Here is a 26067-nt window from a genome sequence, read left to right on the forward strand (position 1 = left end):
CTGACCTCGTCCAAGTCATCCCTGCCTCTCGCAACGCACCCGTGACCCCATGATCTCGTGATAAAGTAAAGCCGTGCTTCCTCCCTGACGCGTCGATGGAACGGAGTCATGCATGACATCGTCTTCCCAGTCATCTCTGTCTGATAACGATCCCGTGGCGATCTTCGATGACGCCAGTGCCTGCTCCCTCGATACGCTTCCCGGGCCGCAGGAGTCTCCCGTCTCCATCGTGTTCAACGACACCGCCTACGCCACTGTGCTGGCGACGCCGGACCAGCTCGAAGCGCTGGCGGTCGGGTTCGCGTTCAGCGAGGGCGTGATCGATCGCTATGCCGATGTCGGTGCCATCGAGATCGAGACCAGCCGCCACGGTTTCCGGGTTCGTCTGCGGGTTGCCGACCGGATCGCCAGACGCGCCGGCAGCCAGGCGCGGGCAACGCTGTCGACCAGCGGCTGCGGCGCCTGCGGCGTGCAGGAGGAGTCGCAGTTGCTGTTTGGCCTGACCCGTCTGCCCGACGCGGCGCTGCCGGAAGTCGATACCCTCGCGTCGGGCCTTGAATCTCTGCGCACCGAATCCGCCCCCGGCATGCACCTGGCCCTGGGGCTTTCCCAGGCGGGCACGGTCGCTACGGTCGGCCGCGATATCGGGCGGCACAACGCCCTGGACAAGGTGATCGGCGCCAGCCTGATCACCGGCATCCTGCCGGCGCTGGTGATGACCTCCAGCCGCTGTAGCCTGGAGCTGGTTCAGAAAAGCGTCAGGGCGAAGATCCCTGCCTTGGCGACGCTCTCCTATCCCTCCCGTCTCGCGGTCGAAGTCGCGCGCAGCTGCAACCTGACGCTGATCAACTGCCATCGTGGCAAACGGCTCGAACTGTTGAGTCGCGGCGATGGCTGAGCCACGGTTCGGCGGAACCGATGAGGGTCGATGAACATCGATGAGCATGCGAACGATTTTGCTGCATGCTATGCTGTGGCCCCCTGATACGACGTTGCCCTCATCGTCTTCTCGGCATTCGACAGCTTCCGAGGCACGAATGTCGTCAGCGCTCCGCTGGAGGTCGCCCTATCGCCTGTCGGCCGGCAGCGTCGATCCGGTCAGCGTTGAAAGCCAGCATCGTTCGAGACGAGATCAGCAAGCATTGCCGCCAGCCGAAGACGCGCTCGGCCAACCCCGAACACGCCTGCTCCTGACGTTTTCCTGATCGAACTTGTTACCATTGACGACCGAGTGTCATTGCGCTCACGCCCCGAGCCTGCAAGCATTCGTGATCGTCGTCCGATCGTTTCCCGGGAGGAGAAACATGTCCCAGCCCCGCCAAGAATCCAGCCAGAACGCGTCCGGCGCCGATGTCATCCCGCCGGATGCGAAGATCTTCGACTATCACAACCCGGCGGGCGGCTGGGGCGCGCTGAAGTCGGTCGGCAAGCATCTGTTGCACAGCCGTTCGCCGGCCCTCAATGCGCGTTCGCTGTTCAAGCTCAACCAGCCGGACGGCTTCGACTGTCCGGGGTGTGCCTGGGGCGATCCGGAGCACGGCTCCTCTTTCGAATTCTGCGAAAACGGCGTCAAGGCGGTGACCTGGGAAGCGACGGCCAAGCGTGTGACTCGCGAGTTCTTCGCCAGACACAGCGTCAGCGAACTGAAGACCTGGGACGACTACCGGCTCGAGGACCAGGGGCGGCTGGTGGAGCCGATGCGCTACAACGCCAAGTCCGACCACTACGAGCCGATCGCCTGGGACGACGCGCTCGAGATGATCGCCGCCGAGCTCAAGGCGCTGCCCACGCCGGACGACGCCATCTTCTATACCTCCGGCAAGGCGGGCAACGAGTCCGCCTACGTGTTCCAGCTGCTGGCGCGCCTTTACGGCACCAACAACCTGCCGGACTGCTCCAACATGTGTCACGAAGCCAGCGGCGTGGCGCTCAATGCGGCGCTGGGCACCGGCAAGGGCAGCGCGCGGCTCGAGGACTTCGAAAAGGCCGAGGCGATCTTCGTGTTCGGCCAGAACCCGGGCACCAACCACCCGCGCATGCTCGGCGTCCTGCGCGAGGCGGCGGAGCGGGGCGCGACCATCGTCACCTTCAACACCTTGAAGGAGCGGGGGCTCGAGAAGTTCGCCGATCCGCAGAAGCCGTTCGAGATGCTGCACAACGGCAGCCATCGCATCAGCAGCCACTACTTCCGGCCCAAGCTGGGCGGCGACATGGCCGTGGTGCGCGGCATGGCCAAGGCGCTGTTCGCTCGCGATGCCGCCGGAGAGGACGTGCTCGATCACGACTTCCTAGCAGCCCATACCGCTCATTTCGAGGCCTATCGTGCTTGCGTCGAAGCGACCGAATGGACCGCACTGGAGGCCCAGTCCGGCCTGACCCGCGAGGAGATGGAGCAGGCCGCCGAACTCTACGCGCGCTCCAACGCCACCATCGTCTGCTGGGCGATGGGCATCACCCAGCACGTCCATTCCGTGCCGACGGTACGCGAGATCGTCAATCTGCTGATGCTGCGCGGCAACCTGGGCAAGCCGGGCGCCGGTACCTCGCCGGTTCGTGGCCACTCCAACGTCCAGGGCGATCGCACCATGGGCATTTTCGAGAAGCCCTCCAAGGCGCTGCTCGATGCGCTGGAGGCGAAGTACGGCCGGCCGATGCCGCGGGAGCACGGGGTCGATTCCGTGGCGGCGGTCGAGGCGATGCGCGACCGGCCGGGCAAGGTGTTCATCGGTCTGGCCGGCAACTTCACCCGCGCGATTTCCGACAGCGTCGTCACCGAGAAGGCGATGGCCAACTGCCGGCTGACCGCGTTCATCAGCACCAAACTCAATCGCAGCCACCTGGTCACCGGCGAGCAGGCGCTGATTCTGCCCTGCATCGGCCGCAGCGAGATCGACCGCAGCATCGATCGCAACGGAGTCGCGGGCAAGTCGCAACTGATCACGGTGGAAGATTCGATGAGCATGGTTCACGGCTCCGCCGGTATCAACAAGCCGGCGGACAAGGCGCTGCGTTCCGAGATCGCCATCCTCACCGGCATCGCCGAGCGGCTGTTCGCCAACGAAACGATCGATGACGAGGTCATCGATTGGGCCGCGATGCGCGAGGATTACGACGTCATCCGCGAGCATATCGCGGCGGTCATCCCCGGCTTCGAGGACTTCAACTCCCGCGTGCGCGCGCCGCGAGGGTTCTGGCTCGCCAACCCGGTGGCCCGGCTCGAATTCGGCACGGCGACCGGCAAGGCCGAGTTTTCCGATGACGCGCTGCCGACGGCGGTCATGCATCAGCGTCTCGCCTCGCGCGAGGGCTGGCTGACGCTGCAGACGATGCGCTCCCACGATCAGTACAACACCACCGTCTACGGCTACGACGACCGTTATCGCGGCATCGAGGGCGGCCGGCGGGTGCTCTTCCTCAACCGGGACGACATCGCGCGTCTGGGCTTCGAGGCCGGGCAGTGGGTCGATCTGATCGGTGAATCGGACGATGGCGTGACCCGCCGCGTCGAGGGCTTCAAGATCGTCGCCTACGACACGCCCCAGGGCTGCGCCGCTGCCTACTATCCGGAGACCAATCCGCTGATCCCGCTCGACCACAAGGGCGATTTCAGCCACACGCCGGCGTCCAAGTCGGTCGCCGTCAGGCTCGAGCCGAGCACGCGGCTTGCCTGAGCTCCCTGACCCGGTCGACCTGCAGCGCCAGTGGCAGACGCTGCAGGTCGAGCAGCCCCAGCTCGATCCGCTGGCGGCACTAGTGCTGGTAGCCTTGAGAGCGCTCGATGCACAGGGCGGCGGTGGAGAGGAGAAGACGGGCACGACCACGGCGGTGCTGTCGCGCCGCCTGGGCATCGAACACGCCCTGGTCCGACGCGCCGCGACCGAGCTCGAAAGCGGCGGCTGGGTCCTGACCCGGCCGGCCGGCGGCGCCAGCCCCGCCATGCGGTTGATCTTATCGCCCGTTTGCTGACTCAATGCCGGTATCGCCGATTGTCGCGATCATCGTAGGACACGATCAACGGAAAACACGATCACCGGAGAAAAGGGAGCGTTACATGCCGGACAATCATCTGCAGGGACGGGTCGCGGTCGTGACCGGCGGCGGCGTGGGTATCGGTCATGCCATCGCCAAGGCACTGGCGGCCGCCGGGGCGAGGGTGGTGATTACCTATCGTTCCCACGAGCCCGATTCAAAAGCGCTGGCAGCGTTGACCGCCAGCAGCGGTGAAACGGCGCTGGCCCGGTCGCTGGACGTCACCGACGAAGCGGCCGTCGAGCGCTTCGCGAGCTGGCTGAAAGAGGAAGTCGGCGTTATCGATATTCTGATCAACAACGCCGGCGGGTTGATTCAGCGCTCGACCATCGAGGAGATGCCGTTCTCGCTGTGGCGCCAGGTGCAGGCGCTCAACGTGGATTCGGTTTTCCTGGTCACCCACCATCTGCTGCCGCTGTTCCGCGATGGCGGCGGACGCATCGTCACGGTGTCCTCGCTGGCCGGGCGCAACGGCGGTCATCCCGGCGCCACGGCCTACGCCACCGCCAAGGCGGCGCTGTTCGGCTTCACCCGCGGGCTGGCCAAGGAAGTGGCGAATCGGGGAATCACGGTCAATGCGCTGGCGCCGGGCTTCATCGAGGCGACGCCGTTCCATGCGACCTTCACCACCGACGAATCCAAGCGCGCCACCATCGAGACGATCCCCGCCGGGCGGGCCGGGCTGCCCGAAGACGTCGCCTCGGCGGCAGTCTGGCTGGCGAGCGACGGCGCCGCTTTCGTCTCCGGCACCATCGTCGACATCAACGGAGCCCAGTACTTTGGTTGAGGGCTTTGGCTAAGGGCTTTGGCTAAGAGCTTTGGCTGAGCTCAACCCCCGAACGAGTACCGTCGCTCCAGTCGCTCGAACAGCAGGTCGGTGACGATCGCCAGCAGGCCGACCAGCAGCGCGCCCTGGATCACGTAGGCCAGGTTGTTGCCGACCAGGCCGGCGATCAGCGGCGTGCCGAGGCTCTTGGCGCCGACGGTGGAGCCGATGGTGGCGGTGCCGATGTTGACGATCACCGAAATGCGAATGCCGGCAATGATCACCGGCATCGCCAGGGGCAGCTCCACGCGGCGCAGAATCTGCCAGCGGTTCATGCCGTTGCCGCGGGCGGCTTCGAGCGTGGTCCGGGGCACCGTGCCGAGACCGGCGATGGTGTTCTGGATCACCGGCAGCAGGCCGTAGAGCGAGAGCGCGATGATGGTCGGAGCGAAGCCGAAGCCGGCCAGCGGCACGGCAATGGCGAGTACCGCGGCGGGCGGGAAGGTCTGGCCGATCGCGGCCAGCGACGACACCATCGGCTCGAACTCGCGCCCGACCGGGCGGGTCACGAACAGGCCCGCGGCGACGCCGATCGTCACCGAAATCAGCGACGACATCAGCACCAGCCCGATGTGCGCGAGCATCAGGTTGAGGAAGCTGTCCCGGGCGTAGAGCGGGTTGCCGAGGTCCGGGAACAGCGCCCGGAACAGCGGCTCCAGCTGGCCCATGCCCAGCGTCAGGCCGATCAGCAACACGATCAGTACGCCCAGCACCCCGTTCCCGGCGGAGGCAGCGCGTAGCCGCCGTGCCCCGTGGATCGCGCCGTTCATGAAACCTCGCTCCCCGCTTCCGCCTGAATCCCCATGATGCCCTGCATGCCGATCTCGCCGATCAGCTTGCCCGCGTCGTCGATCACCGGCAGTACCATCACGCGATACCACACCATGCGGGAGAGCGCCTCCTTCAGGCTCATCTCGGGCGTGGCGGTCCACTCGGGCTTGACCGGCGTGACGCCATGGTCGTCGTCCAGCCGCGCGCCTTCGAGGGCAACCGGTCGGCCGGCGTCGTCGAGCTGCCAGCAGTGATCGAGACCGGGAAGGGTGGCGTGGTGTTCGAGACTCGGTGGCCGTTGGTATTGATGCACCCAGCGCCTCGAGAGCAGCTTGAGGCCGAGATCCGCCTGGCCGATGAATTCGCGCACGAAGTCGTCCGCAGGCTTCACCATCATCTCGATCGGGCGGTCGTACTGTACCAGCCGGCCGCCGTTGAGCAGCGCGATGCGGGTCGCGAGCTGCAGCGCCTCGTCCATGTCGTGGGTGACGAAGACGATGGTCTTGCCGGTCTGCTGGTGGACGCGCTTGAGTTCCGCCTGGAGCACCTCGCGGGTGAGCGGGTCGACCGCGCCGAAGGGTTCGTCCATCAGCAGCACTTCCGGATCGGCGGCCAGCGCCCGGGCTACGCCGACACGCTGCGCCTGCCCGCCGGAGAGCTGATGCGGATACTTGTGGCGGAATTCGGCGGGATCGAGATGGAACATCGCCATCAGCTCGTCGACCCGGTCGTCGATACGCGACTTCGGCCACTTCAGCAGCTGCGGCACGGTGGCGATGTTCTGGGCCACGCTCCAGTGCGGGAAGAGCCCGGTCGACTGAATCGCGTAGCCGATCCGCCGTCTGAGCTGTTCGGCCGGCAGATCGGTGACGTCGTCGCCATTGAGAATGATGCGGCCGCCGCTCAGGGGGACCAGGCGATTGATCATCTTCAGCGTGGTCGACTTGCCACAGCCTGATGGCCCGATCAGCACGCCGAACTCGCCAGTCTCCAACGTCAGCGAGACGTCATCGACGACGTTCGTGCCGGCGTAGGTCTTGGTCAATCCTTGCAATTCAATCATGGATCTTTCCTGATCGGTGCCTGAAACGGCGTCAGCGAGTGCCGGATGGGCGACTCAGGCTGACCAGAATCTGCAGCACGAAGTCGGCGATCACCGCCAGCACGATGGTCGGGATGGCCCCCAGCAGCACCAGATCGATGGCGTACTGGCCCAGCCCCTGGAAGATGAAGGCGCCGAAGCCGCCGGCGCCGATCAGCGCGGCGACGACCACCAGGCCGATCGCCTGGACGGTGACGATACGAAGTCCCGAGAGAATCACCGGCAGTGCCAGCGGAATCTCCACCTGCCACAGTATCTGACGTGGCGTCATGCCCATGCCGCGAGCCGCTTCCAGTGCACCGCTGGAGACGCCGGCAAGGCCGGAGTAGGTGTTGCGCACGATCGGCAGCAGCGAATAGAGCACCAGCGCGATGATCGCCGGCGCCACGCCGATCCCGCTCACACCCAGCTCGCCCAACCACGGCGCGGCGCGGCCGAGCGCCGAGAGCGGCGCTATGAGCAGCCCGAACACGGCGATCGAGGGTAGTGTCTGGAAGACGTTGAGCACGCTGAACAGGCCGTTGCGCAGGCGGGCGCGACGATTCGCCAGCAGTCCCAGCGGCAGGCCGATCAGCAGGGCAGGCAGCAGGGCGCCGCCCACCAGCAGCAGGTGGCGAATGAGCTGGTCGACGAAGTTTTCCTCCTGATTGGCGAACTCGCGCATGATCGACAGCGGCGCGAGCAGCTCGCCGGAGAAACAGATGCCGATCACGGCCAGGGCCAGCGCGCCGTACAGCGCACGCTGGATCAGGCCGAGGCGCAGTCGCTGCAGGGCGTCGATGGCGATCAGGGCGGAGACGAGAAGCAGGATCCAGAAGGTCGCGCCCTGGGAAACGCGCGCAGCTGGCGAGGCATCGACCAGCGCGCGATGGGCGTAATCCCCGAGGCCGTAGAAATCGAGCGCCAGCAGCGGCAGCGTGGCGGCCAGCGCGAGCCATTGCGAGGCGCGTGGATCCATCGGCTTTGCCAGCGCCGCGATCAGCAGGGCCATCCCGATCAGAGCAAGGGCAGCGAGCTGCCAGCTTGCCAGCGCCTGCCAGAGCATCACCGACTGCCCCGAGGCCAGCCGGTTGGGCGAGAGACTGGCGAAGGGCAGCAGCCCGACGCTGGCGACGGCGGCGACGAGCAGCGTCATCAGCACCCGATTGCCGACCCATCGATGGCTTGCGACCGACGCCATGATCGAGTTCAGTCCAGCAGGCCTTGTTCGGTGAGATAGTCGTGGGCGACCTGATCCGCCGGCAGGCCGTCGACCTGGATCTTGCCGTTCAGCGTCTGCAGCGTTTCACGGTCGAGCGATTCGAACACCGGTTTCAGCAGCTCCTCGATCTGCGGATAGGACTCGAGTACCGACTGGCGCACCACCGGAGCCGGTTCGTAGACCATCTGCACGCCCTGGGGATCGTCCATCACCTTGAGCCCGGCGGCGGCAATGGCGCCATCCGTGCCGTAGACCATCGCCGCATTGGTGCCGCTGGTGCCTTCGGCCGCGGCGCGGATCGTCGCGGCAGTATTGCCGCCGGAGAGCACCAGTAGCTGGTCTTCGCCGAGCGTGAAGTCATAGGCGCGCTGGAAGCTCGGCAGCGCCGCGTCGCTTTCGACGAATTCCGCCGAGGCGGCCAGCTTGATCTCGCCGCCGTCGCTGACCCACTGGCCGAAGTCAGCCATGGAGGAGAGATCGTTTTCATCGGCCAGATCCTGGCGCACGGCGATCGCCCAGGTGTTGTTGGCGGGTGCCGGAGTCAGCCACGCCAGCTGGTGCGCTTCACTGTCGGCGGCCTTGATCTTCTCGTAGCCTGCCTGCTCGTCCTTCCACGCCGGGTCGTCGGTGGTATCGGTGAAGAACGCGCCGTTGCCGGTGTATTCGGGATAGAGATCGATATCGCCGGCCACCAGCGCCTGGCGCACGATGTTGGTCGGGCCGAGCTGCAGACGGCTCTCCACCGGCAGGTCGGCGTTTTCCAGTACGTCGACGATCATGTTGCCGAGCAGCGAGCCTTCGGTATCGATCTTGGAGGCGACGCGAATCGGCTGCTGGTCGTCCTGCGCCATGGCCTGGCTCATGCCCAGGCTGACGGTCATCGCCACGGCGGCAACGGAAGTGAGTAGACGGGGGAGCGAGTGGGACATGGCGGCGTTCCTTTGCGATCGATGAGCCCAAGGCTCGGTTGTCGAGCTTGCAGACTCGATTGTTGTGGGCGTCCGTCCGGGACGGCTGTTGTCGAGGGCCAAATGATGAACCTGGTCAGGCCAAGGTTTGAGTCTAGCGATACTGCGCCCGGCCGACCAGCCGATGCCGAGCCTGGCGCTAGCTGCTAGGATGGATTCATCCGAAGTGGATCCAATGAGGAGTAGGACATGAAGTTTCCTGGTGCGGCGTTGATCGTGAGCGGTTTTCTACTGGCGGGTTGCAGCACCGCGCCCAAGCCCGACGAGGCGCCTCGGCCGCCGGACGTGAAGCCGGTTCCCGAAGATGCCTGCGGTGCCCAGACCGTCGGCAGTCTGGTAGGGCAGATCCTGACGGACGATCTGCAGGCGCATATTGCGGATCGCTCGCGTGCCGCCGAGATCCGGGTCATGGAACCTGGCAAGGCTTACACGATGGATTATCGTTCAGAACGACTCAACATCAAGGTCGACGACCAGCGCATGATCACGGATATCACCTGTGGTTAAGCGCTAGAAAGGAATATTTCGAGGGCCGGCCAAAGACCGGCCCTCGACGTTTCAGGAATCTGCCAGCCAGTGGCGCTCCGGCAGATCGGACAGCCTCTCGAAAGACGTTGCCGCAGCATTCAGCAAGGAGACCCCATGTTACGCACCGAGATCCTCAACGAAGGCACGCTGCACTGCTTTCCTCGCGGGCTGAAGTACGAAAACGGCTCGCTGGTCAACGTCGAAGTCTCGGCCGTGGTCTTCGACGGCGAGCGTCTGATTCTGGCCAGCGACAAGCCGATCCCCGGCGACGAACGTTCCGCGGCGTTCGCTTTCGAGTTGATCGATGGCTTGCCGGATCCGGACAGTATCCAGTACCTGACCGCGGATGCCATCCGGCACGCGGTCAAGTACGAGGATTTCGCCCTGACCGTCGATGGTCGCTATATCCTGGCGACGACCGGCTTCGACCGCATCGACGACGAGAGTCACGCGCTCAATGCCTACAACCATCTGCTGGTCTGGCCGGTGGGCGAGCCGGATCGCGTCCAGGTCGTGGACCCGGATCCGCGCGACGGCGTCGGGGGCTCGCTGGAGTTGCGGCGCAAGCTCGATGAAGCGATCGGCCTGCCGTATTACAAGATCGAAGGGCTGGCGGCGGTCCCGGCGCTGACCGACCTTGGCGAAAAGTGCGATGGTCTGCTGCTGTTCGGCGTGCGCGAACAGGGTCAGGCCTACGACGATTTCGAGTACGTGGCACGCTTGGTGGGCGTTCACTACCGCATGACGACCGACGGCAACCTCGAGTTCGTCGACAAGCTTTGCGAGCGCTATCGCTTCGAGCCCTCGGAGTACGCTGGCGTTCGTCATGTCTGCGGGCTTTCGAGTCTCGAGTACGACCCCCACAACGATCGCCTCTACCTGATGGCGAGTTTCGAGATCGAGGACGAGGCGGGCGAGCAGACCGGTGGCTATCTGTGGTCGATGCCGCTGGCCGATCTGACTCGCGGCGTCAGCCCGTCGATCGTCGAGGACGCCCATGGCGAGGTGCTGGAGTTCGAGCACAAGGCGGAGGGGCTGGCGGTGCTCGATACCGAGCGGCTGTTCGTGGCTTACGACAACGACCGCGACATGACCCTGGGGCGGATCGACGAGCGTGACGAACGGGAAGCGTGCGAGGCGCCCTATACCGTGCTGCGGATCATCGAGTGAAGCCGAAGGCGCCGACGGTCTGACGCCTGACCGATCAGGTCAGGCGCCGGGCTCGCGACTCGGACGAGCGTCGTGCCGTGTCCGAGGCTCGCTGAGCTCGCTTTTCCAGCGCTTCACGGCGACCTGTTCCTTGAGCAGTTCCAGCATGTCGATCAGTACCTGCTGGGTGACCTTGTCGGTCCTGTCGTCGACCTGGAGCCAGGCATCGACGCCGCTGCCGACCAGATCGGTCATCAGCGAGTGGAAGTGGGGCGAACGCAGGCCGTCGATGGCCTCGTGGACCACGCGGCTGGCGATGTCGCTCAGGCTGCGCTCGATACCCTCGGCGACGGCGTCGCCCATGGGTAGGCTGCGCAGGCGACGCAGCTCGTCGTTCTCCGCCATCGTCCTGCTCACCAGCGCGGCGACGTAGCGGTGGACCTGCCGATGATTCTCCGCATAGCCCTTGTCGATCGTTCGCTCCAGGCGTGCGGCGATCTCGTCGACCAGCGCAGCCTTGCGCGGCTGGATCACCTCGGTCGAAATACGCTGGGTCAGGTGCTCGCTGTTGCGGATCTCGTCCTGTATGTCACCGAGCAGGTTGATGGCGACGCGATCGGAAATCTCCTCCATCAGCACCCCGTAGTAGGTACGGTAGAAGCGATAGAGGCGCCAGCGGGTGATGTCGATCACGCCCAGGCGCTGCAGACGTATCAACAGCGAGATGATGCGCAGCACGCGCAGCAGCCGGAAGCCGGCCAGCGGAATGCAGCCGAGCACGTCATACCAGTGCACGAACGGATAGAAGAACCACCGGGCATAGCGCCGCTGGGCGATGGCGATCGCCCAGCCCAGCAGCACGTCGAGCATGAAGATGGCGACGAAACAGAGGTCGATCTCGAAGAAATTGGCCCGGATGGTCGACGCGTAGGCGTCGTGCAGACCCGGCGCCACGGCAGCGAAAGCGGCATTGAGCGGCGGAATCAGGAACAGGCTGTCGAACAGCAGCAGCGCCAGGTTGATCGCCACCAGGATGACGACGGCGAAATCCCAGATCATCAGCATCCGCTCGCTGAGGAGGCTGAGCCGCCGTGTGGCGCGGGGTTGGCGGGAGCGGGTCTCAGGCATCGAACGTCCTTGTTCGCAGGGGCTGTGGTCGAGGTGCATTGATGGCGCGATTGAAGCGCCATTCAGGCGTCGTCAGGCAGGGACGGCGCCGGTCTAGCCGTCGAGCTGGCCGCTCGGGTACGCCTTGAGGTGTTCGGCCATGGCGTTACGTTCTTCTTCCGCTTCCTGCTTGCGCAGTTTCTTGCGTAACGCGGCCTTCTCGAAGCGTAGCTTCTGCAGCGGTGTCTTCAATTCCAGCGCCGGCACGGGGACCGGTTTGCCGCTGCTGTCGACGGCGACCATGGTCAGGTAGCAGCTGTTGGTGTGTCGGATCACCCGCTCCTGGATCGATTCCGCCAGCACCTTGATGCCGACTTCCATCGACGAGCGGCCGACGTGATTGATCATCGCGAGGAAGGTGACCAGCTCGCCGACGTGGATCGGCTGCTTGAACAGCACCTGGTCGACGGAAAGCGTCACCACGTAGCTGCCGGCATAGCGGCTGGCACAGGCGTAGGCGACTTCATCGAGTTTCTTGAGAATCGCCCCGCCATGCACCTTGCCACTGAAGTTGGCCATGTCGGGGGTCATGAGTACGGTCATCGACAGCTCGTGCTGACGAGGCAGGTCATCGGGCGTCACGGTATCCTCGGAATCCAGTGCAGACAAATCCAGTACAGGAATGATTGTGCGCCAGATGTAACACGTTTCACCGCGACTGCCCATCAATCGGCTCGATAGTCGAACCGCCGACCGGGTTCATGCAGACCGCTTTCGGCGGAACCTAGAGCAGGGTCAGCCCAAGGCCGATCACCACCCCCGTGACCACCAGCTGGATCAGACAGAATCCCATGATGTCCTTGGCATTGAGCCCGGCGATGGCCAGCACCGGCAGCGCCCAGAACGGCTGCAGCAGATTGGTCCACGCATCGCCCCAGGCGACGCCCATCGCCACGCGCGAGACATCGGCGCCCAGCGCTTCGGCGGCAGGCAGCATGACCGGCGCCTGCACCGCCCACTGGCCGCCGCCGGAAGGGACGAACAGGTTGACGATGCCGGCGCTGATGAACGACCAGAACGGCAGCGTATCGGCATTGGCGATGGCAACGAACAGCTCGGAGAGCGACTGTGCCAGGCCGGACTGCATCATGATCCCCATGATGCCGGCATAGAACGGGAACTGGATCACGATGCCGGCGCCGCCCTTGATCGCCTCGTTGAGGCTCGATAGCAGGCTGCGCGGAGTACGATGAAGGACGATGGCGAGCGACAGGAACAGGAAGTTGACGCTGTTGAGGTTGAGCCCGCCGCCAGCGAAGAAGAAGTAGTGAACCAGATAGAGCAGGCCCGGAACGCCGACCAGCATCGACAGCAGGGTGCTGTTTTCCAGCCGGTCCGCCGGGCGCTCGATGGCGTTGCGGTCGGGGCTTTCCGGCTCTGCGAGCTGCTCGCGGCTGACGAAGACGCTCTCGTCCTCCGACGGCATCATCCAGCGATTGATCAGCGGCATGATCACGAACAGCGCGACGACGATGATCAGGTTGTAGCCGGCGAAGATGGTCTGCGAGGTGGGAATGATGCCGATCTGGTCTTCGCTGAAATGGCCCGGTGTCGCGATGGTGAGCGGGATCGAACCGGCCAGGCCGCCATGCCAGACGACGAAGCCGGAGTAGGCGCTGGCGATCAGCAGGCGGTAGTCGACCCGGATCTGGCGCGCCAGCGCCTTGGCGAACAGCGCGCCGATCACCAGGCCGAAGCCCCAGTTGATCCAGCTGGCGGCGAGAGAAACCAGAGTCACCAGGATGATCGCGCTGGCAGGCGTCCGGGCGGTAGCGGCGAGCCTGTCCAGCAGGCGCTTGATCGGCGGTGAGTTGGCGAGCATGAAGCCGGTGACCAGCACCAGCAGCATCTGCATCGAGAACGACAGCAGCCCCCAGAAGCCGTCGCCCCAGTACTGCATCACCGCCAGCGGCGAGCGCTGCTCGAACAGCATCGCCGCCAGCGCCGCGACGATCGTCAGCAGCAACACGAAGATGTAGGGGTCGGGCAGGTAGCGCTCGACCAGCTTGACCGCCGGGCGTGAGAGACGCTGCAACATGATGGGGTCGCTCGTTGGAGAAAAGGTAGCGCGAGCCTAACGCATCCTTCGATCCGTCATCAGTCAACCTTGGTCTAGCGTCTTGATTCCGGGGCGATTTCGGCGCCGTAGGACCAGCGAGTCCGGCGGTAGCGGAGATAGCAGGCACCCAGCGAGGCCGAGCGTACCAGGGTGAACAACAGAAACGAGAACCACAGGCCGTGGTTGCCGTAGTCTTGTGTCAGCCACCACACCGGCAGGTAGAAGGCGATCGCCAGCCAGATGGTGTCGCGCATGGCGCGGCTTTCGGTGGCGCCGATGAAGACGCCGTCGAGCAGGTAGCTCCACACCGCCAGTGCCGGCATGGCGATCATCCAGGGCAGATAGTCGGCGGCCGTGGCGCGCACTGCCGGCAGATCGGTCAGCAGCGATATCAGGCCATCGCCGGCAATCGCGAACAGCAGCATCGATGCCCCCGCCACCAGCAGCGACAGCTTGCCGGCGGCCCGCACGGCGTCGCCGAAGTCGTCCCAGTCCCGCCGGCCCACGGAACGCCCGGTCAACGCTTCGGCCGCGTTGGCGAAACCGTCCAGCGCGAAGGAGGTGAGCATGATGAACTGCAGCAGCACCGCGTTGGCGGCGAGCACGGTGTCGCCGAAATTGGCACCCTGAGCGGTGAAGAACGCCTGGGCGAACAGCAGTCCCAGCGTGCGCACGAACAGATGCTGATTGACGCGGATCAACGCCGAGTAGTGCTGCCACACCCATAGCGCGTGACGCGACAGCGATCCGCCCAACTGGCGGCAATGGACGGCGACCCGCCACAGGCCGAAGGCCAGCGCGCTGTAGTCGGCAATCAACGAGGCCCAGGCCACGCCGTCGCTGGCCAGCCCGAAGCCGACCACGAACAGCAGGTCGAGCACGATGTTGACGCCGTTGGTGAGCAGCAGGATCGCCAGGGTGATACGCGTCTTCTGCTGGCCGATGAACCAGCCAAGGATGGCGTAGTTGGCCAGCACCGCCGGTGCCGAAAAGATCCGGATATGGGCGTAGTCGGCGGCAAGCCCCATCGCCGCTTCGCTGCCGTCGAGCAGCCACAGGCCGAAATCGATCAGCGGTTTCGACAGCACGATCAAGGCCAGTCCGATCGCGACCGCCATCACCAGCGACTGGGCCAGCAGTAGCCTTACGCCGCTGTCGTCCTCGCGCCCGACGGCCTGGGAGGTCAGGCCAGTGGTGCCCATGCGCAGAAAGCCAAAGCCCCAGTAGAGAAAGCTGAACAGCGTCGCGCCCAGCGTCACCGCGGCGAGATAGCGTGAATCCGGCAGATGGCCGACCACGGCCGTATCCACCAGGCCGAGCAGCGGTACGGTGATGTTGGAGAGGATGATCGGCCACGCCAGTTTCCAGATATGGCGGGTGGTATAACGTCTGGCGTCGTGATCCGGCTTGCTCGGGGAAGTGTCGGTGCGGCCCACTGGGTGTCTCGTCTCCGTTGGTCGTGTTCGGGCCTTGGCCTTCAGCGGCACGGTGCCGTCGAGCCGGGTGACACAAACGAAAGCGCCGCCGGAAGCGGCGGCGATTCGGTGTCGTGGCATGCGCGCGGCTGTCAGGCCGCGGTGATGATCCGGTATTTTTCCATCAGTTCGTCCTTGGTCTCTTCACGCTCGGGGTCGAGCGGAATGCAGTCCACCGGACAGACCTGCTGGCACTGGGGCTCGTCGAAGTGACCGACGCACTCGGTGCAGCGGTTCGGATCGATGACGTAGATCTCCTCGCCGGGCGAGATCGCATCGTTGGGGCATTCCGGCTCGCAGACATCGCAGTTGATGCATTCATCGGTAATCATCAGGGCCATATCAACGTCCTCGCGACGGGTGACCGCCGTCTGCCGCGAATCGCCGCCGCAGGGCTTCTGCCACGCACGGCGATACATGTTGGGAAACGTCCCCGCCGAGGCGCGCGATCTCGCGCACGAGGGTCGAGGAGATATAGGAGTTCTCGATCTCGGGCGTCAGAAACAGTGTCTCGACGTCCGGCGCCTGAGCGCGGTTCATGTTGGCCAGCTGCATTTCGTATTCGAAATCCGATACCGCCCGCAGCCCGCGCAGGATGATGCGTGCCTGCTGCTGTGCCAGCAGTTCGGTGAGCAGACCGTTGAAGCCGATCACCTCGACGTTGGGCCATTCGGCGACCACTTCCCGCGCCAGCGCCTCGCGCTCCTCGAGCGAGAGCGTCGGCTGCTTGCGCGGGCTCTCCGCGACCGCGATCACGACCTTGTCGAAGATCCGCGCAGCCCGATGGATCAGATCGCGATGACCGTTGGTGATCGGATCGAACGTGCCGGGATAGACGACGGTATTCTGCATTCAGAAGGCTCCGCGATGGCCGGGAACGGGGCCGGCGGACGGTGCGAGGTTCGCACGCGCTGCCGTACCCGGACCCGAGACGTTCAAACTCAATCCAGTGTACCGAAAGGATTGTCGACCTTCAGTGACACCGGGTTGGCATAGCCGGGGATGCGGATCGAGTCGCGACCGACTTCCAGCTCCGGCCCTTCCAGCACGCCCTCGCCGAAGCGATAGATGACATCGAATCGCCCGGCATCGGCGGTGGCTTCGTGCTGCGCGGCGGCGACGAGGGTCTGCTCGCGACGATGCCGCCAGTCGTCGAGCGCGCGCTGGCCGTGGCGCTGGGCCAGCAGGCGTTCGGTGACCTGCGGCGACAGCAAAAGGCCGGTGGCGTTGTTGCCGCCGAAGCCCTTGGCGTTGATGAAGCTGCAGTCGGTCTCGAGCTCGATCGGCGCCTGGAAGAAGCGCAGCCGCTCGGCGTGAACATCGTCGGCGACCGCGTCGAGCGTCGGGATGCCCGGCACCCAGCCGTGGGCGAAGGTGCCCAGGGCACTGGCGATCTGGTCCCCGGCGGCGCTGCCCTGGGAGTGGCCGATGAACGCCTTGATCGCGGCGACCGGCCAGTTCTCGATGCCGTTGGCGCGCGCCACCTGATCGAAGATATGCGACTCGGTGGTGCGGTTCTTCGGCGTGCTGGTGCCGTGGGCATGCAGATAGCTGCGCTGGCGCACGCTCCGTTCGCCGAGGATCGAGGTAGCCAGCGAGACGGATTTGCCCAGGGTGAGATAGTTGCCGATGCCGGGCGCCGAGATCGAGCGCTTCCAGCCATCCGCGTTGACGTTCACCTCGGGCACGGAACCCAGGATCTGGGCGCCGGTCTCGAGTACCAGCGAGTCGTCCATCAGCAGCACGAACTGCGACGCTTCGGCGATGGTGAAGCCGCAGTTGCGGGCGAACGGACGGCAGGCGCGCTGGTAGTCCTCATCGGTCAGCAGCTCGAGGGCGTCGAGCGCCATCAGGCTCTGGTCATCGGCCAGCGCGCTCATGGCGCGGAATCCTTCGATGATTTCCGGCGTCACCGGCGCATCGCTGGTGCCGACCATGACGATGCGGCGGCGGCCGTGACGGATATCGTCGATACCCAGGCGCAGGTTGTAGAGGAACGTGGCGCAGGCGCCTTGAACCGCGCCGGTTCCCCCGACGCTCCCCAGCACGTAGGCGTTGAGGAAGTCCGCCGGCATCTGGCCGTAGCCCAGCGGCATCTGCTTGGAGGTGGTGCGGCTGCCGGTGACGAAGCTCTTGAGCATGCCGCCCCAGCCGGCGTCGTCCAGCTGGCCGATCGAGTTGCCGGCATAGACGGCGATGGCGTCCGGGTCCACCCGGTCGCGCAGCGACTCCCAGTCGAGCCCGCTCTGGCCGAGGCAGTCGCTGACACCGAAGATCGCCATCGACAGCCCGCGCGGATGATGCACGCTGCGATAGAAGCTGTCGGGCGCGAAGCCTTCCGGCAGGCGGCCGGCAGCGCGCACCAGCGCCTGGCGCCGTTCGGGCAGCAGCGCATCCAGCGTCCCGGCGGGAACGCTGACCTCGACCGTCTGCTTGTCGAGCTCGCGCACTTGCCAGCCCGCGGGCAGCGGCTGCGGCAACTGGCGTCGCGACGCGGTGAAGCGCAAGGGGCTATCGAGCGTCATCCGCACTTCACGGTTGCCGGGAATGCCGGCCTCCCCGAAGGCGTCATCCTCGATGCGACGGATCAGCGTATGCTTGAGAATGTACTCGCGATAGCGGCTGACGACCGCCTGTTCGCTCAGAATCTCGCCGTCGGCGCTTTGCCACTGGCCGTCCTCCCGGGAGGTGACCAGTTGCATCAGGGTTGCCAGTGCGACAAGCGTACGAGTCTGTTCGGCCGTTGGCAGAACGTCGAGAATCGTGCGGCGGTAGGCCTGGTGCCCGGACGTTCTACCCGCGGCGTTGACGCCGCCCATACCGACGATTACCGGTAAATGTGACAAGCCACGTCCCTCGTGAACATTGGGGGCAATCGGTGAACGATGACATGGAGATGACGAAACTGCGATGAAAGGGCATCCCCGGCAAAGGCTTGCGCTGTCGACCTCGAATCGGCGAAGGGTAGCCCCGAGCCGGTGGAGGAGAGCCCTGAGTCGGTGAAAAATGGTCCCGGAACGAGCGGGGGACAGTCATCGCGCATGCCATCGAAGGCCGTATTGCCAGGATTGGCTGAATGTGGGCTGGGATGATACACCTGCGCGCGCGCGCCGTCATGCCGCGTGGGTGGCTCGTCCACGAACGCGTCGCGGGAGCCGGCGCCACGGCGGCAGGAATGCCGACGTCGTGGCTGCTAGAATGCGCGCTCTGTCGTCAGTCGTAAACGGTACTCTCCTTTCAACGGGACACAACCTTTAACGGGCCTCATCCTTCAACGGTAATTGCCATGCAAGCGTCTTCGCGCGCCATCACTTCCAGTCAGCAGGGGCCGCACCAGGATCTGGTGCGCCGCGTTCAGCGTGCCCGGGACAGCGCCTGGCAACGTCCGCCCGCCGAGCACACGCGGATCGCCTTCGAGGGGGCGGCACAGTGGCTGGCTGATCAACATCGGCCGCTGATTCTCGATGCCGGTTGCGGCGTAGGCCTCTCCACGCGCCGGCTGGCGGAGCGCTATCCCGACCACGCCGTGCTGGGGGTGGATCGCAGCGAGCAGCGGCTGTCACGCGACCATGGCGCCCTGCCGGACAACGCGCTGCTGGTGCGCGCCGATCTGGTCGATTTCTGGCGCCTGGCGGTGGCAGCCGAGTGGCGGCCGGCGCGGCACTTCCTGCTCTATCCCAATCCTTACCCCAAGAGCACGCAGCTCAAGAAGCGCTGGCAGGGGCATCCGGTCTTTCCGGCGATACTCGCCCTTGGGGGTATGCTCGAGTTGCGCTCCAACTGGGCGATCTACGTTCAGGAGTTCGCGCTGGGCGTGAAGACGCTCCGTGGTCTCGAAGGCGAGATCGACTCCTACGCACCGGGTGGAGCGTTGATGACGCCGTTCGAACAGACTTTCCTGACGCCGTTCGAACAAAAATACGTCGAGAGCGGCCAGACGCTATGGCGCTACCGAGTCGATCTGTCGACGACGGGGTTCGACGCAACTGCCTCGGCTGAATCGGACTCAACCGAATCGACTTTCACCGAGTCGCCCTCAACCGAGTCTCCCTCAACCGAATAGGAATCAAGCCCGATGAGCTATCTGCTGCTAGCGCTGGCGATCGTCGCCGAAGTCGTGGCGACCAGTTCGCTGAAAGCTTCCGCCGGCTTTTCACGGCTGCTGCCGAGCGTGATCGTGGTGGTCGGCTACGGCTTTTCGTTCTATGCGCTGTCGCTAGTGCTCAAGTCATTGCCGGTCGGTATTACCTACGCGATCTGGGCGGGGCTCGGCATCGTGCTGGTGACGGTGATCGGCATCGTGTTCTACGGCGAAAAGCCGGACCTGCCCGCTTATCTTGGCATGGGGCTGATCATTGCCGGCGTCGCCATCATCCAGGTGTTCTCGCGTCTATCGTCGCACTGAGGCTCTCGTCACTCTGGCGTCTTTCCTGCCACTGGCGCTTTCATCACGATCGCGTCTTTCGCCACTGGAACATGACATGGGGCATCGCATTCTCAGTGAGTTAATTGGTACGCTCTGGATGAGATTGGCCCTCATTTTTCTTTGGAGCGAGCATCCCATTATGCGGCGATGGCTAGGTCGAAGTTCTCTGTTTCTCGGTGTGTTATCCCTTTCCGTCTTCACCATCGCCGCGCAGGCGGCCGGGTTCGAGCATGTCGCCCGGCTTGCGGATAAAGGTTTCGTGGTCAGCGCCCAGGCGCGCCTGCTCGATAGCGGCGAGGTTCTCGGCGCCATCAATCCGGCGCAGTCATTGTCACCGGCTTCGGTCACCAAGCTCTACACCGCGGCCGCTTCGCTGGATCGCTGGGGGCCGCAGCATCGCTTTACCACGCGTTTCGTCTCCACCGGCACGCTCGATGGCAACGGCGTACTGCGCGGCGATCTGGTGCTGGAAGGCGGCGGAGACCCGGCGCTGACCTCCGAAGAACTCTGGCGCTTGATTCAGAAACTGCGGGAGCTCGGTGTCTCCAGCGTCGATGGCCAACTGGTGGTCAGCCAGTGGCGCTTCGGCCCGGTGACCTGCATTACCACCGATCGCTGCGAGACGCAGACGGAAGGCACCAACGCCTACGCGGCGCTGCTCTCTTCTGCCGCGATCAACTACGGCAGCTGGTGCGCCACGGTGATGCCGGGGATCGTCGGGCAGCCGGCGCGGGTCACCAGCTGCGATACGGTGGCGCCGACCATTCGCATCGAGAACGACGTCGCCACCGTTGCCGCTGGCGGCTCGGCCAAGCTCTACGCCAGGCGGATCACCGACAGCCAGGGCGATACGCTGCGGGTCAGCGGGCAGATACCGGCCGGCAGCTATCCGCGCCCGGTCTACAAGGCCAGCTCCGATCCTGCCGACCAGACCGGCCAGACGCTGCTGTCGCTGCTGCGCCAGTCCGGCATTACGGTCAGCGGCGGCTACGCCGTCAGTCGCCAGGCGCCGCCGTCCACCGCGCAGCCGCTGGCCGCCGTCGAGGGCAAGCCGCTGCAGGAGCTGCTGCTGCGCACGCTCAATTATTCGAACAATTTCATGGCCGACACGCTGGCGCTGGACCTGACCTCCGGCACGCAGCAGAACCTGTCGGATGCCGGCCGCGAGCTGGAACGTTTCGCCGCTGGCCTGCCGGGGCACAGCGCGGTGACCCTGCGTAGCGGCAGCGGTCTGACGCCGGAAAATCGCGTTTCGGCGCAGAGCGTCAACGCGCTGCTCGGCGCGATGTATGGACGCGCGTCGCTGTTCCCCACTTTTGTGGCCGGCATGCAGGTACCCACCAACGGGCCGATGCACTTCATCCGTCGCGGCAGCCAGACGTTTCAGGATCACGTGATGATCAAGACGGGCACGCTCAACGAGCCGGTGACGGTACGTGCCATTGCCGGCTATTTTCGTACCGAGAGCGGACGCTGGGGCAGCTTCGCGGTGCTGGTCAACGGCACCGGGTCGACGCCTTATCTTTCCTGGCGGGAGACGCTGCCGATGGTCTCTGACGACCTGACCGCGATGATCGAACGCCACTAGCCTGCAACCCGACGCGGCGACCGGCCTGTTTCCGGTCGCCCCGGCATGATCGAGACGCGCTTTCCGTGCGCTCTTTTGAAGAGGACCTCATCGTGCTATCACGCCTTAAACACTTGATCGCCGTCTCGGTGGCTGTCGTTGCCGTCATGGCCGTTTCCGGCTGTGCCACGAATCCTGACGTCACCACGCAAACCGCCAGCGAGGACCTGGTCGGCACCTACTGGAAGTTGATGCTGCTCGACGGCAAGCCGGTGACCGTGGCGGACAACCAGCGTGAAGCGCACCTGGTTCTCGGTGAAGACGGGCGCGTTGCCGGTTCGACCGGCTGCAACCGGCTGATGGGCAGCTATCGGCTTGAAGGGGACACGCTGACTTTCTCCCGGCTCGCTTCGACCCGGATGGCATGCCCGGGTGACATGGCGACACTCGAACAGGCGTGGCTGGCGGCGCTCTCCGAGACGGCGCACTATGCGCTCGTGGGCCAGTCACTGGTGCTGCAGGACGCTGACGATCGAGCGCTGGCCGAGCTCAAGGCCAACGCGCTGTATTAGACTGCGCGCCTGGACTATGCGCCAGGCTCTCGGCCTGACGACTTCCGAGCTGACGATACCTGACCTGATCATGAGAACCGAACCTTGACCCTGATCGACTGCGAGTTCGGCCCGCACGGTGAAGCCGTGCTGGCGATTTTCAACGATGCCATTCTCAACACCACGGCACTCTACGAATACCAGCCACGCACCGCGGCGTTCGTCGAGAACTGGTTCCAGGCCAAGCGCGATGGCAATTTTCCGGTGATCGGCATGCTCGACGACGAGAGTGGGCGGCTGATGGGCTTTGCCAGCTATGGCCCGTTTCGCCCTCATGCCGCCTACCGCTACAGCGTCGAGCATTCCGTCTACGTGGATCGCCACTTTCGTCAACGCGGCGTGGCCCGGCAATTGATGACAGCGCTGATCGAACGCGCCGAGGCGCAGCAGTACCACACCCTGATCGGCGGTATCGACGCGTCCAACACGCCGAGTATCGCGCTGCACGAACAGCTGGGCTTCGTCCACGCGGGGACCGTGCGCCAGGCGGCCTACAAGTTCGATCGCTGGCTCGACCTGGCGTTCTATCAACGGGTGTTGGCGACGCCGGCGAATCCTGTCTCGGGGTGATCAGGGATCGTCACCGGTCGGGGCCGATGGCGCATGCTCAGCCTCCTGGGTCTCGGCGCCCTCGTTGATCGCATCGGTCGGTGTGCTGGGCAGGGCATCGGAGCCGATTGCGAGCTTGTCGGCGTCTGCCATGTAGACTTCCTGGCTGCTGCGCAGGAACAGGCAGAGCTCGCGGCCGGCCTCTCCATTCATATGATCCTGTGAATAGTGCCCCTGGATCAGCAGTGCCGTCATGCCGGCTTCGTCATCGAACGGTACGGGGTCGCCGGCCGGCGCGGCATCCGGGAACTGACTGGCGTTCTGGCACTGCTCGACGACGGCGCGGTCGTGCTCTGCCCATGCCGCATCGCTGGAGGCGTGGGCGGAACCGGCCAGCGTGAGCAGGGCTGCGGCAAGAGAAACAGGAATGGGGTGCAATTTAGAACGGCGCATTGGGAACATTCCTTGTTGCTGGTTGGTCGTTTGCTGGTTGGTCGTTTGCTGGTTGGTCGTTTGCTGGTTGGTCGTTGCTGGTTAGTGGTTGCCGATTGATAGAGCGGCAATCATGGCTTTCAGGATGGCGGGCTCACGCTCGCGGAATCTCGTGGCATTTTTTATGGGCTGTCGTGGCCCGTCATTGGAGTGTAGACCCCGCATGGCGATACCCGTTGCATTGCTTTTTCTGGCCGTAGTGTTCTCGACCTCGGTATTGTCCGGCGTGTTCGGCATGGCTGGCGGATTGATCCTGCTGGGCTTCTTGCTTGCCTGGCTGCCGGCGGCAACGGCGATCGCGGTACACGGGGTGATCCAGCTCACCGCCAACGCGTCGCGAGCCTGGCTGTCGCGCCGATTCATCGCCTGGCGCATCGTCGGCATGATCGCCTGTGGCGTCCTGATCTCGGCGGCCTTGCTGATGCTGGTGCGCTATTCGCCCAGCGAGACGGTGGTACTGATCGTGCTGGGGCTGATGCCGGTCATGGTGTGGATTCCCAAGCGCTGGTTCCACTTCGATGTCTCGCGGCCCGGGCATGCGGTCATGTGTGGCATCGTTTCCGGCGGCCTGACCATCGCCGTCGGGGTTTCCGGCCCGACCATCGACATCGGATTCATCCGCACCCAGCTCGACCGGCGCACCGTGGTGGCGACCAAGGCGACCATTCAGGTCATCGCCCACACCCTCAAGATTCTCTATTACTGGCAGGCGGCGGTGGCGATGGACAGCGGCGAGTGGGGCTGGGTGGCACTGGCGATTCCCTTCGCGTTCCTGGGAACGCGCACTGGCAATCTGATCCTGTCGCGGCTGACGGATGCCGGCTTCCGCTACTGGACGCGCTGGATCGTCACGGTGGTGGGCGCTTATTACCTGATTCGCGGTTTGATGGGGCTTCTGGCCTAGCAATATCACGGGCCGAGCTCCCACCCATTCAGCCTTGGGATGGGCTGACGCCGAAATAGCGCTTGTACTCGCGACTGAACTGCGACGTGCTGCGATAGCCGACATCGGCGGCGGCGCGCGCGACGTTGACGCGCTGCTGGCCGAGCAGCATTCGAGCCCGAAGCAGTCGCAGGCGCTTGAGATACTGCACTGGCGAGAGCTGAGTCACGCGCTTGAAGTGGTGGTGAAAGTGCGAGGCGCTCATGTTGGCGCGCTCGGCAAGCGTTTCCACCGTCAACGGCAGGGCGAAGTGACGGTGGAGGTAGTTCAGCGATTCGGCAATGCGGGCGTAGTGCCCCTGCTGCTGCACCAGTTGACGAAGCGACTGGCCCTGCGGGCCGTTGAGCGCGGCGAACAGCACTTCCCGTACTCGGCCTGCGCCCAGCGCGCGACTGGCGTGTTCATCCTGCAGGCACGACGCCAGGCGTTGTACCGCTTCCGCCATCGGTGCATCGAGGGCCACGGCCGCCATGGGCTCGGGAGAGCCGCGGTCGAGAGGCGGCGACGCGGGCAGATGATGCACCAGTTCGCTCAGCATCAGCGGATCCACGCCGATGGAGAGGCCCAGTAACGGAGCGTCTGAGCGGGCGATCGTCTCGCATTCGAACGGCAACGGCATCGCCTGTACCAGATAGTTGCCGGGGCCATAGTGAATCACCCGTTCCCCTAGGTAGCCGACCTTGTCTCCCTGCGCGATGATGAACAGCCCCGGCTCGTAGATCAGCGGCGTGCGCGAGTGACTGCATTCCGAGGCAATCAGTTTGACGCCGTCGATGGCCGTGTCGGAGAAGCCGTCGGTGCTGGCCAGCGGCGCCAGCGTTCGGGCCAGTTGGAACGCCCAGGCGTCGCGGGCGTTCGAGGAGCCGAAAGCGGGATCCCGGGACGCACGATCCTGAAGAGAGGAGGCAGGGAGACGATCGAGCATGGCGACCTCGCGCTGAGGAAGATGAACAAGGTCAGCGTATTGTGCATGAGCACGGCTCGATAGGGGTAATGGCCTTGCGAGATCCGGAGGATCGAGCAGATGTTGCGCAGGAAACGGCATGGCTGCCGAGGACGTTGTAGACCACACTGTGCCCACGATCCCGTCCATTCACCCATCGTTATGGGGAGTCAGAAACATGGCACAAGCTACTGCCACACCTGCCAAGGGTTATGCCGCGCATTCCGCCACCACGCCGTTGGCGCCCTGGAACTTCGAGCGGCGTGCGCCGCGTCCGGACGATGTCTCGATCGAGATCCTCTACTGCGGCGTCTGCCACAGCGATCTCCACTTCGCCCAAGACGATTGGGGCATGTCCTCCTATCCGGTCGTGCCGGGCCACGAGATCGTGGGCCGCGTTACCGCCGTGGGTGACGAAGTCAGCCAGTACCAGGTCGGCGATCTGGTCGGCGTCGGCTGCATGGTCGACTCGTGCCGCGAGTGCAAGGCGTGCAACGCTGGCCTCGAGAACTACTGCGCTGAAGGCTTCGTGATGACCTACGGCAGCCCCGACAAGCACGACGGCACGCTGACGCAGGGCGGCTATTCCGATAAGGTCGTGGTCAGCGAGCGCTTCGTGGTGCGCATGCCCGACGGCATTGATCTCAAATCCGCCGCGCCGATCCTGTGCGCCGGCATTACCACCTATTCGCCGCTGAAGCATTACGGTGTCAAGCCGGGCGACAAGGTAGGCGTCATCGGCATGGGCGGCCTCGGTCACATGGGGGTCAAGCTCGCCAAGGCGCTGGGTGCCGAGGTGACGCTGTTCACGCGCTCCGAGTCAAAGAAGGCCGAAGCGAAGAAGCAGGGCGCCGACCATGTCGTGATCTCCACCAGTGAAGACGAGATGCAGGCAGTCACCGAGACCTTCGACTTCATGCTCGACACGGTGCCGGTGCAGCACGACATCAACCCCTATCTCAATGCGCTGAAGCCGGACGGCACGCACATTCTGGTCGGGCTGCTCGAACCGCTCGATCCGGCAATTTCCGGTGCCAATCTGATATTCCGTCGCCGCGTGCTAGCCGGCTCGCTGATCGGCGGCATGCCGGAAACCCAGGAAGTGCTGGATTTCTGCGCTGAGAATGGCATTACCTGCGACGTCGAGATGATCAACATCGATCAGATCAACGAAGCCTGGGAGCGGATGCAGAAGGGCGACGTGAAATACCGTTTCGTGATCGATATGGCGTCGATCAAAGAGAGTTAAGAGCTAAGAGCT

General features: G+C 64.8%; 26 protein-coding genes. 13 read left to right on the forward strand and 13 right to left on the reverse strand.

Going from position 1 to position 26067, the window contains the following annotated elements; all coding sequences use genetic code 11:
* The first annotated feature begins 112 nt into the window (after positions 1 to 112).
* The 4 genes from DOM32_RS16450 (at position 113) to DOM32_RS16465 (ending at position 4816) form a co-directional block, all read left to right on the forward strand.
* On the forward strand, positions 113 to 898 hold the full coding sequence (locus DOM32_RS16450) for a formate dehydrogenase accessory sulfurtransferase FdhD (protein ID WP_110636547.1): 786 nt from the start codon (positions 113 to 115) through the stop codon (positions 896 to 898).
* A 406-nt stretch (positions 899 to 1304) separates the two neighbouring features.
* Complete coding sequence (locus tag DOM32_RS16455; protein ID WP_110636550.1) at positions 1305 to 3671, forward strand: FdhF/YdeP family oxidoreductase; 2367 nt, start codon at positions 1305 to 1307, stop codon at positions 3669 to 3671.
* Entirely contained in the window at positions 3664 to 3966 is a 303-nt protein-coding gene (locus DOM32_RS16460; protein ID WP_110636553.1) for a MarR family transcriptional regulator, read from the forward strand. The genes DOM32_RS16455 and DOM32_RS16460 overlap by 8 nt, the downstream gene beginning before the upstream one ends.
* An 85-nt stretch (positions 3967 to 4051) precedes the next feature.
* The gene (locus DOM32_RS16465; RefSeq protein ID WP_110636556.1) at positions 4052 to 4816 is read left to right on the forward strand and encodes an SDR family NAD(P)-dependent oxidoreductase; all 765 of its coding nucleotides are present in this window, start codon (positions 4052 to 4054) and stop codon (positions 4814 to 4816) included.
* 41 nt (positions 4817 to 4857) lie between these two features.
* Here the strand turns inward: DOM32_RS16465 and DOM32_RS16470 are convergent, their stop codons facing one another.
* The 4 genes from DOM32_RS16470 to osmF are packed head-to-tail and all read right to left on the reverse strand — an operon-like array spanning position 4858 to position 8858.
* Entirely contained in the window at positions 4858 to 5625 is a 768-nt protein-coding gene (locus DOM32_RS16470; protein ID WP_110636559.1) for an ABC transporter permease, read from the reverse strand.
* Positions 5622 to 6689, reverse strand: coding sequence for an ABC transporter ATP-binding protein (locus DOM32_RS16475; protein ID WP_110636562.1), 1068 nt, complete (start codon positions 6687 to 6689; stop codon positions 5622 to 5624). The genes DOM32_RS16470 and DOM32_RS16475 overlap by 4 nt, the downstream gene beginning before the upstream one ends.
* A gap of 31 nt (positions 6690 to 6720) precedes the next feature.
* Positions 6721 to 7908: an ABC transporter permease gene (locus DOM32_RS16480; protein ID WP_110636565.1), complete on the reverse strand. Its 1188-nt coding sequence runs from the start codon at positions 7906 to 7908 to the stop codon at positions 6721 to 6723.
* Positions 7909 to 7916: 8 nt separating this feature from the next.
* The gene (gene osmF / locus DOM32_RS16485) at positions 7917 to 8858 is read right to left on the reverse strand and encodes a glycine betaine ABC transporter substrate-binding protein OsmF (RefSeq protein WP_110636567.1); all 942 of its coding nucleotides are present in this window, start codon (positions 8856 to 8858) and stop codon (positions 7917 to 7919) included.
* 228 nt (positions 8859 to 9086) lie between these two features.
* Here osmF and DOM32_RS16490 point away from each other — a divergent pair, with 228 nt between their 5' ends.
* Both DOM32_RS16490 and DOM32_RS16495 read left to right on the forward strand, forming a co-directional pair.
* The gene (locus DOM32_RS16490; RefSeq protein ID WP_071232726.1) at positions 9087 to 9404 is read left to right on the forward strand and encodes an I78 family peptidase inhibitor; all 318 of its coding nucleotides are present in this window, start codon (positions 9087 to 9089) and stop codon (positions 9402 to 9404) included.
* A gap of 135 nt (positions 9405 to 9539) precedes the next feature.
* The gene (locus tag DOM32_RS16495; RefSeq protein WP_110636570.1) at positions 9540 to 10595 is read left to right on the forward strand and encodes a hypothetical protein; all 1056 of its coding nucleotides are present in this window, start codon (positions 9540 to 9542) and stop codon (positions 10593 to 10595) included.
* A 39-nt stretch (positions 10596 to 10634) separates the two neighbouring features.
* On the opposite strand, the gene DOM32_RS16500 is transcribed toward DOM32_RS16495, so the two are convergent.
* From DOM32_RS16500 to DOM32_RS16530, 7 genes are all read right to left on the reverse strand, one after another.
* Positions 10635 to 11702, reverse strand: coding sequence for an ion transporter (locus DOM32_RS16500; RefSeq protein ID WP_244179958.1), 1068 nt, complete (start codon positions 11700 to 11702; stop codon positions 10635 to 10637).
* A gap of 93 nt (positions 11703 to 11795) precedes the next feature.
* On the reverse strand, positions 11796 to 12284 hold the full coding sequence (locus DOM32_RS16505) for an acyl-CoA thioesterase (protein WP_110636613.1): 489 nt from the start codon (positions 12282 to 12284) through the stop codon (positions 11796 to 11798).
* Between the two features lie 181 nt (positions 12285 to 12465).
* Positions 12466 to 13779 (reverse strand): short-chain fatty acid transporter, encoded by a 1314-nt coding sequence (locus DOM32_RS16510; RefSeq protein WP_110636576.1) that lies wholly within the window; start codon positions 13777 to 13779, stop codon positions 12466 to 12468.
* A gap of 74 nt (positions 13780 to 13853) precedes the next feature.
* Positions 13854 to 15356 (reverse strand): MATE family efflux transporter, encoded by a 1503-nt coding sequence (locus DOM32_RS16515; protein WP_110636579.1) that lies wholly within the window; start codon positions 15354 to 15356, stop codon positions 13854 to 13856.
* Positions 15357 to 15367: 11 nt separating this feature from the next.
* On the reverse strand, positions 15368 to 15616 hold the full coding sequence (locus DOM32_RS16520) for a YfhL family 4Fe-4S dicluster ferredoxin (protein ID WP_071232730.1): 249 nt from the start codon (positions 15614 to 15616) through the stop codon (positions 15368 to 15370).
* 1 nt (position 15617) lies between these two features.
* Positions 15618 to 16127, reverse strand: a complete 510-nt coding sequence (gene coaD / locus DOM32_RS16525) for a pantetheine-phosphate adenylyltransferase (protein WP_110636582.1) — start codon at positions 16125 to 16127, stop codon at positions 15618 to 15620.
* A gap of 89 nt (positions 16128 to 16216) precedes the next feature.
* On the reverse strand, positions 16217 to 18094 hold the full coding sequence (locus DOM32_RS16530) for a beta-ketoacyl synthase (protein WP_110636584.1): 1878 nt from the start codon (positions 18092 to 18094) through the stop codon (positions 16217 to 16219).
* A 467-nt stretch (positions 18095 to 18561) separates the two neighbouring features.
* On the opposite strand from DOM32_RS16530, the gene trmB reads away from it, so the two are divergent.
* From trmB to DOM32_RS16555, 5 genes are all read left to right on the forward strand, one after another.
* Positions 18562 to 19338, forward strand: a complete 777-nt coding sequence (gene trmB / locus DOM32_RS16535; RefSeq protein ID WP_071232733.1) for a tRNA (guanine(46)-N(7))-methyltransferase TrmB — start codon at positions 18562 to 18564, stop codon at positions 19336 to 19338.
* A gap of 12 nt (positions 19339 to 19350) precedes the next feature.
* Positions 19351 to 19680, forward strand: coding sequence for a DMT family transporter (locus DOM32_RS16540; RefSeq protein ID WP_071232734.1), 330 nt, complete (start codon positions 19351 to 19353; stop codon positions 19678 to 19680).
* A 199-nt stretch (positions 19681 to 19879) separates the two neighbouring features.
* Complete coding sequence (dacB, locus tag DOM32_RS16545) at positions 19880 to 21289, forward strand: D-alanyl-D-alanine carboxypeptidase/D-alanyl-D-alanine endopeptidase (protein ID WP_244179959.1); 1410 nt, start codon at positions 19880 to 19882, stop codon at positions 21287 to 21289.
* Between the two features lie 92 nt (positions 21290 to 21381).
* Positions 21382 to 21840: an META domain-containing protein gene (locus DOM32_RS16550; protein ID WP_157957107.1), complete on the forward strand. Its 459-nt coding sequence runs from the start codon at positions 21382 to 21384 to the stop codon at positions 21838 to 21840.
* 84 nt (positions 21841 to 21924) lie between these two features.
* Entirely contained in the window at positions 21925 to 22449 is a 525-nt protein-coding gene (locus DOM32_RS16555; protein ID WP_110636593.1) for a GNAT family N-acetyltransferase, read from the forward strand.
* Here DOM32_RS16555 and DOM32_RS16560 read toward each other — a convergent pair whose 3' ends face one another.
* Complete coding sequence (locus DOM32_RS16560) at positions 22450 to 22881, reverse strand: hypothetical protein (protein WP_208625400.1); 432 nt, start codon at positions 22879 to 22881, stop codon at positions 22450 to 22452.
* 202 nt (positions 22882 to 23083) lie between these two features.
* On the opposite strand from DOM32_RS16560, the gene DOM32_RS16565 reads away from it, so the two are divergent.
* Positions 23084 to 23824 (forward strand): TSUP family transporter, encoded by a 741-nt coding sequence (locus DOM32_RS16565; RefSeq protein WP_071232738.1) that lies wholly within the window; start codon positions 23084 to 23086, stop codon positions 23822 to 23824.
* Positions 23825 to 23852: 28 nt separating this feature from the next.
* On the opposite strand, the gene DOM32_RS16570 is transcribed toward DOM32_RS16565, so the two are convergent.
* The gene (locus tag DOM32_RS16570; protein ID WP_110636596.1) at positions 23853 to 24788 is read right to left on the reverse strand and encodes an AraC family transcriptional regulator; all 936 of its coding nucleotides are present in this window, start codon (positions 24786 to 24788) and stop codon (positions 23853 to 23855) included.
* Positions 24789 to 24984: 196 nt separating this feature from the next.
* On the opposite strand from DOM32_RS16570, the gene DOM32_RS16575 reads away from it, so the two are divergent.
* On the forward strand, positions 24985 to 26055 hold the full coding sequence (locus DOM32_RS16575) for an NAD(P)-dependent alcohol dehydrogenase (RefSeq protein WP_071232739.1): 1071 nt from the start codon (positions 24985 to 24987) through the stop codon (positions 26053 to 26055).
* The last annotated feature ends 12 nt before the right edge of the window (positions 26056 to 26067 follow it).

This window comes from Salinicola salarius (assembly GCF_003206135.1).
Classification (GTDB): Bacteria; Pseudomonadota; Gammaproteobacteria; order Pseudomonadales; family Halomonadaceae; genus Salinicola; species Salinicola salarius.

What these genes read in the sequence shown, in the direction of transcription:
- DOM32_RS16450 (WP_110636547.1), top strand. Translation starts at nt 113, where the DNA reads ATGACATCGTCTTCCCAGTCATCTCTGTCTGATAACGATCCCGTGGCG.
- DOM32_RS16465 (WP_110636556.1), top strand. Translation starts at nt 4,052, where the DNA reads ATGCCGGACAATCATCTGCAGGGACGGGTCGCGGTCGTGACCGGCGGC.
- DOM32_RS16505 (WP_110636613.1), bottom strand. Translation starts at nt 12,284, where the DNA reads ATGACCGTACTCATGACCCCCGACATGGCCAACTTCAGTGGCAAGGTG.
- DOM32_RS16495 (WP_110636570.1), top strand. Translation starts at nt 9,540, where the DNA reads ATGTTACGCACCGAGATCCTCAACGAAGGCACGCTGCACTGCTTTCCT.
- DOM32_RS16560 (WP_208625400.1), bottom strand. Translation starts at nt 22,881, where the DNA reads ATGCGCCGTTCTAAATTGCACCCCATTCCTGTTTCTCTTGCCGCAGCC.
- DOM32_RS16510 (WP_110636576.1), bottom strand. Translation starts at nt 13,779, where the DNA reads ATGTTGCAGCGTCTCTCACGCCCGGCGGTCAAGCTGGTCGAGCGCTAC.
- osmF (WP_110636567.1), bottom strand. Translation starts at nt 8,858, where the DNA reads ATGTCCCACTCGCTCCCCCGTCTACTCACTTCCGTTGCCGCCGTGGCG.
- DOM32_RS16455 (WP_110636550.1), top strand. Translation starts at nt 1,305, where the DNA reads ATGTCCCAGCCCCGCCAAGAATCCAGCCAGAACGCGTCCGGCGCCGAT.
- DOM32_RS16570 (WP_110636596.1), bottom strand. Translation starts at nt 24,788, where the DNA reads ATGCTCGATCGTCTCCCTGCCTCCTCTCTTCAGGATCGTGCGTCCCGG.
- DOM32_RS16565 (WP_071232738.1), top strand. Translation starts at nt 23,084, where the DNA reads ATGGCGATACCCGTTGCATTGCTTTTTCTGGCCGTAGTGTTCTCGACC.
- DOM32_RS16480 (WP_110636565.1), bottom strand. Translation starts at nt 7,908, where the DNA reads ATGGCGTCGGTCGCAAGCCATCGATGGGTCGGCAATCGGGTGCTGATG.
- DOM32_RS16500 (WP_244179958.1), bottom strand. Translation starts at nt 11,702, where the DNA reads ATGCCTGAGACCCGCTCCCGCCAACCCCGCGCCACACGGCGGCTCAGC.
- DOM32_RS16475 (WP_110636562.1), bottom strand. Translation starts at nt 6,689, where the DNA reads ATGATTGAATTGCAAGGATTGACCAAGACCTACGCCGGCACGAACGTC.
- DOM32_RS16490 (WP_071232726.1), top strand. Translation starts at nt 9,087, where the DNA reads ATGAAGTTTCCTGGTGCGGCGTTGATCGTGAGCGGTTTTCTACTGGCG.
- DOM32_RS16575 (WP_071232739.1), top strand. Translation starts at nt 24,985, where the DNA reads ATGGCACAAGCTACTGCCACACCTGCCAAGGGTTATGCCGCGCATTCC.
- DOM32_RS16470 (WP_110636559.1), bottom strand. Translation starts at nt 5,625, where the DNA reads ATGAACGGCGCGATCCACGGGGCACGGCGGCTACGCGCTGCCTCCGCC.
- DOM32_RS16520 (WP_071232730.1), bottom strand. Translation starts at nt 15,616, where the DNA reads ATGGCCCTGATGATTACCGATGAATGCATCAACTGCGATGTCTGCGAG.
- trmB (WP_071232733.1), top strand. Translation starts at nt 18,562, where the DNA reads ATGCAAGCGTCTTCGCGCGCCATCACTTCCAGTCAGCAGGGGCCGCAC.
- DOM32_RS16540 (WP_071232734.1), top strand. Translation starts at nt 19,351, where the DNA reads ATGAGCTATCTGCTGCTAGCGCTGGCGATCGTCGCCGAAGTCGTGGCG.
- coaD (WP_110636582.1), bottom strand. Translation starts at nt 16,127, where the DNA reads ATGCAGAATACCGTCGTCTATCCCGGCACGTTCGATCCGATCACCAAC.
- DOM32_RS16530 (WP_110636584.1), bottom strand. Translation starts at nt 18,094, where the DNA reads ATGGGCGGCGTCAACGCCGCGGGTAGAACGTCCGGGCACCAGGCCTAC.
- DOM32_RS16515 (WP_110636579.1), bottom strand. Translation starts at nt 15,356, where the DNA reads ATGCCACGACACCGAATCGCCGCCGCTTCCGGCGGCGCTTTCGTTTGT.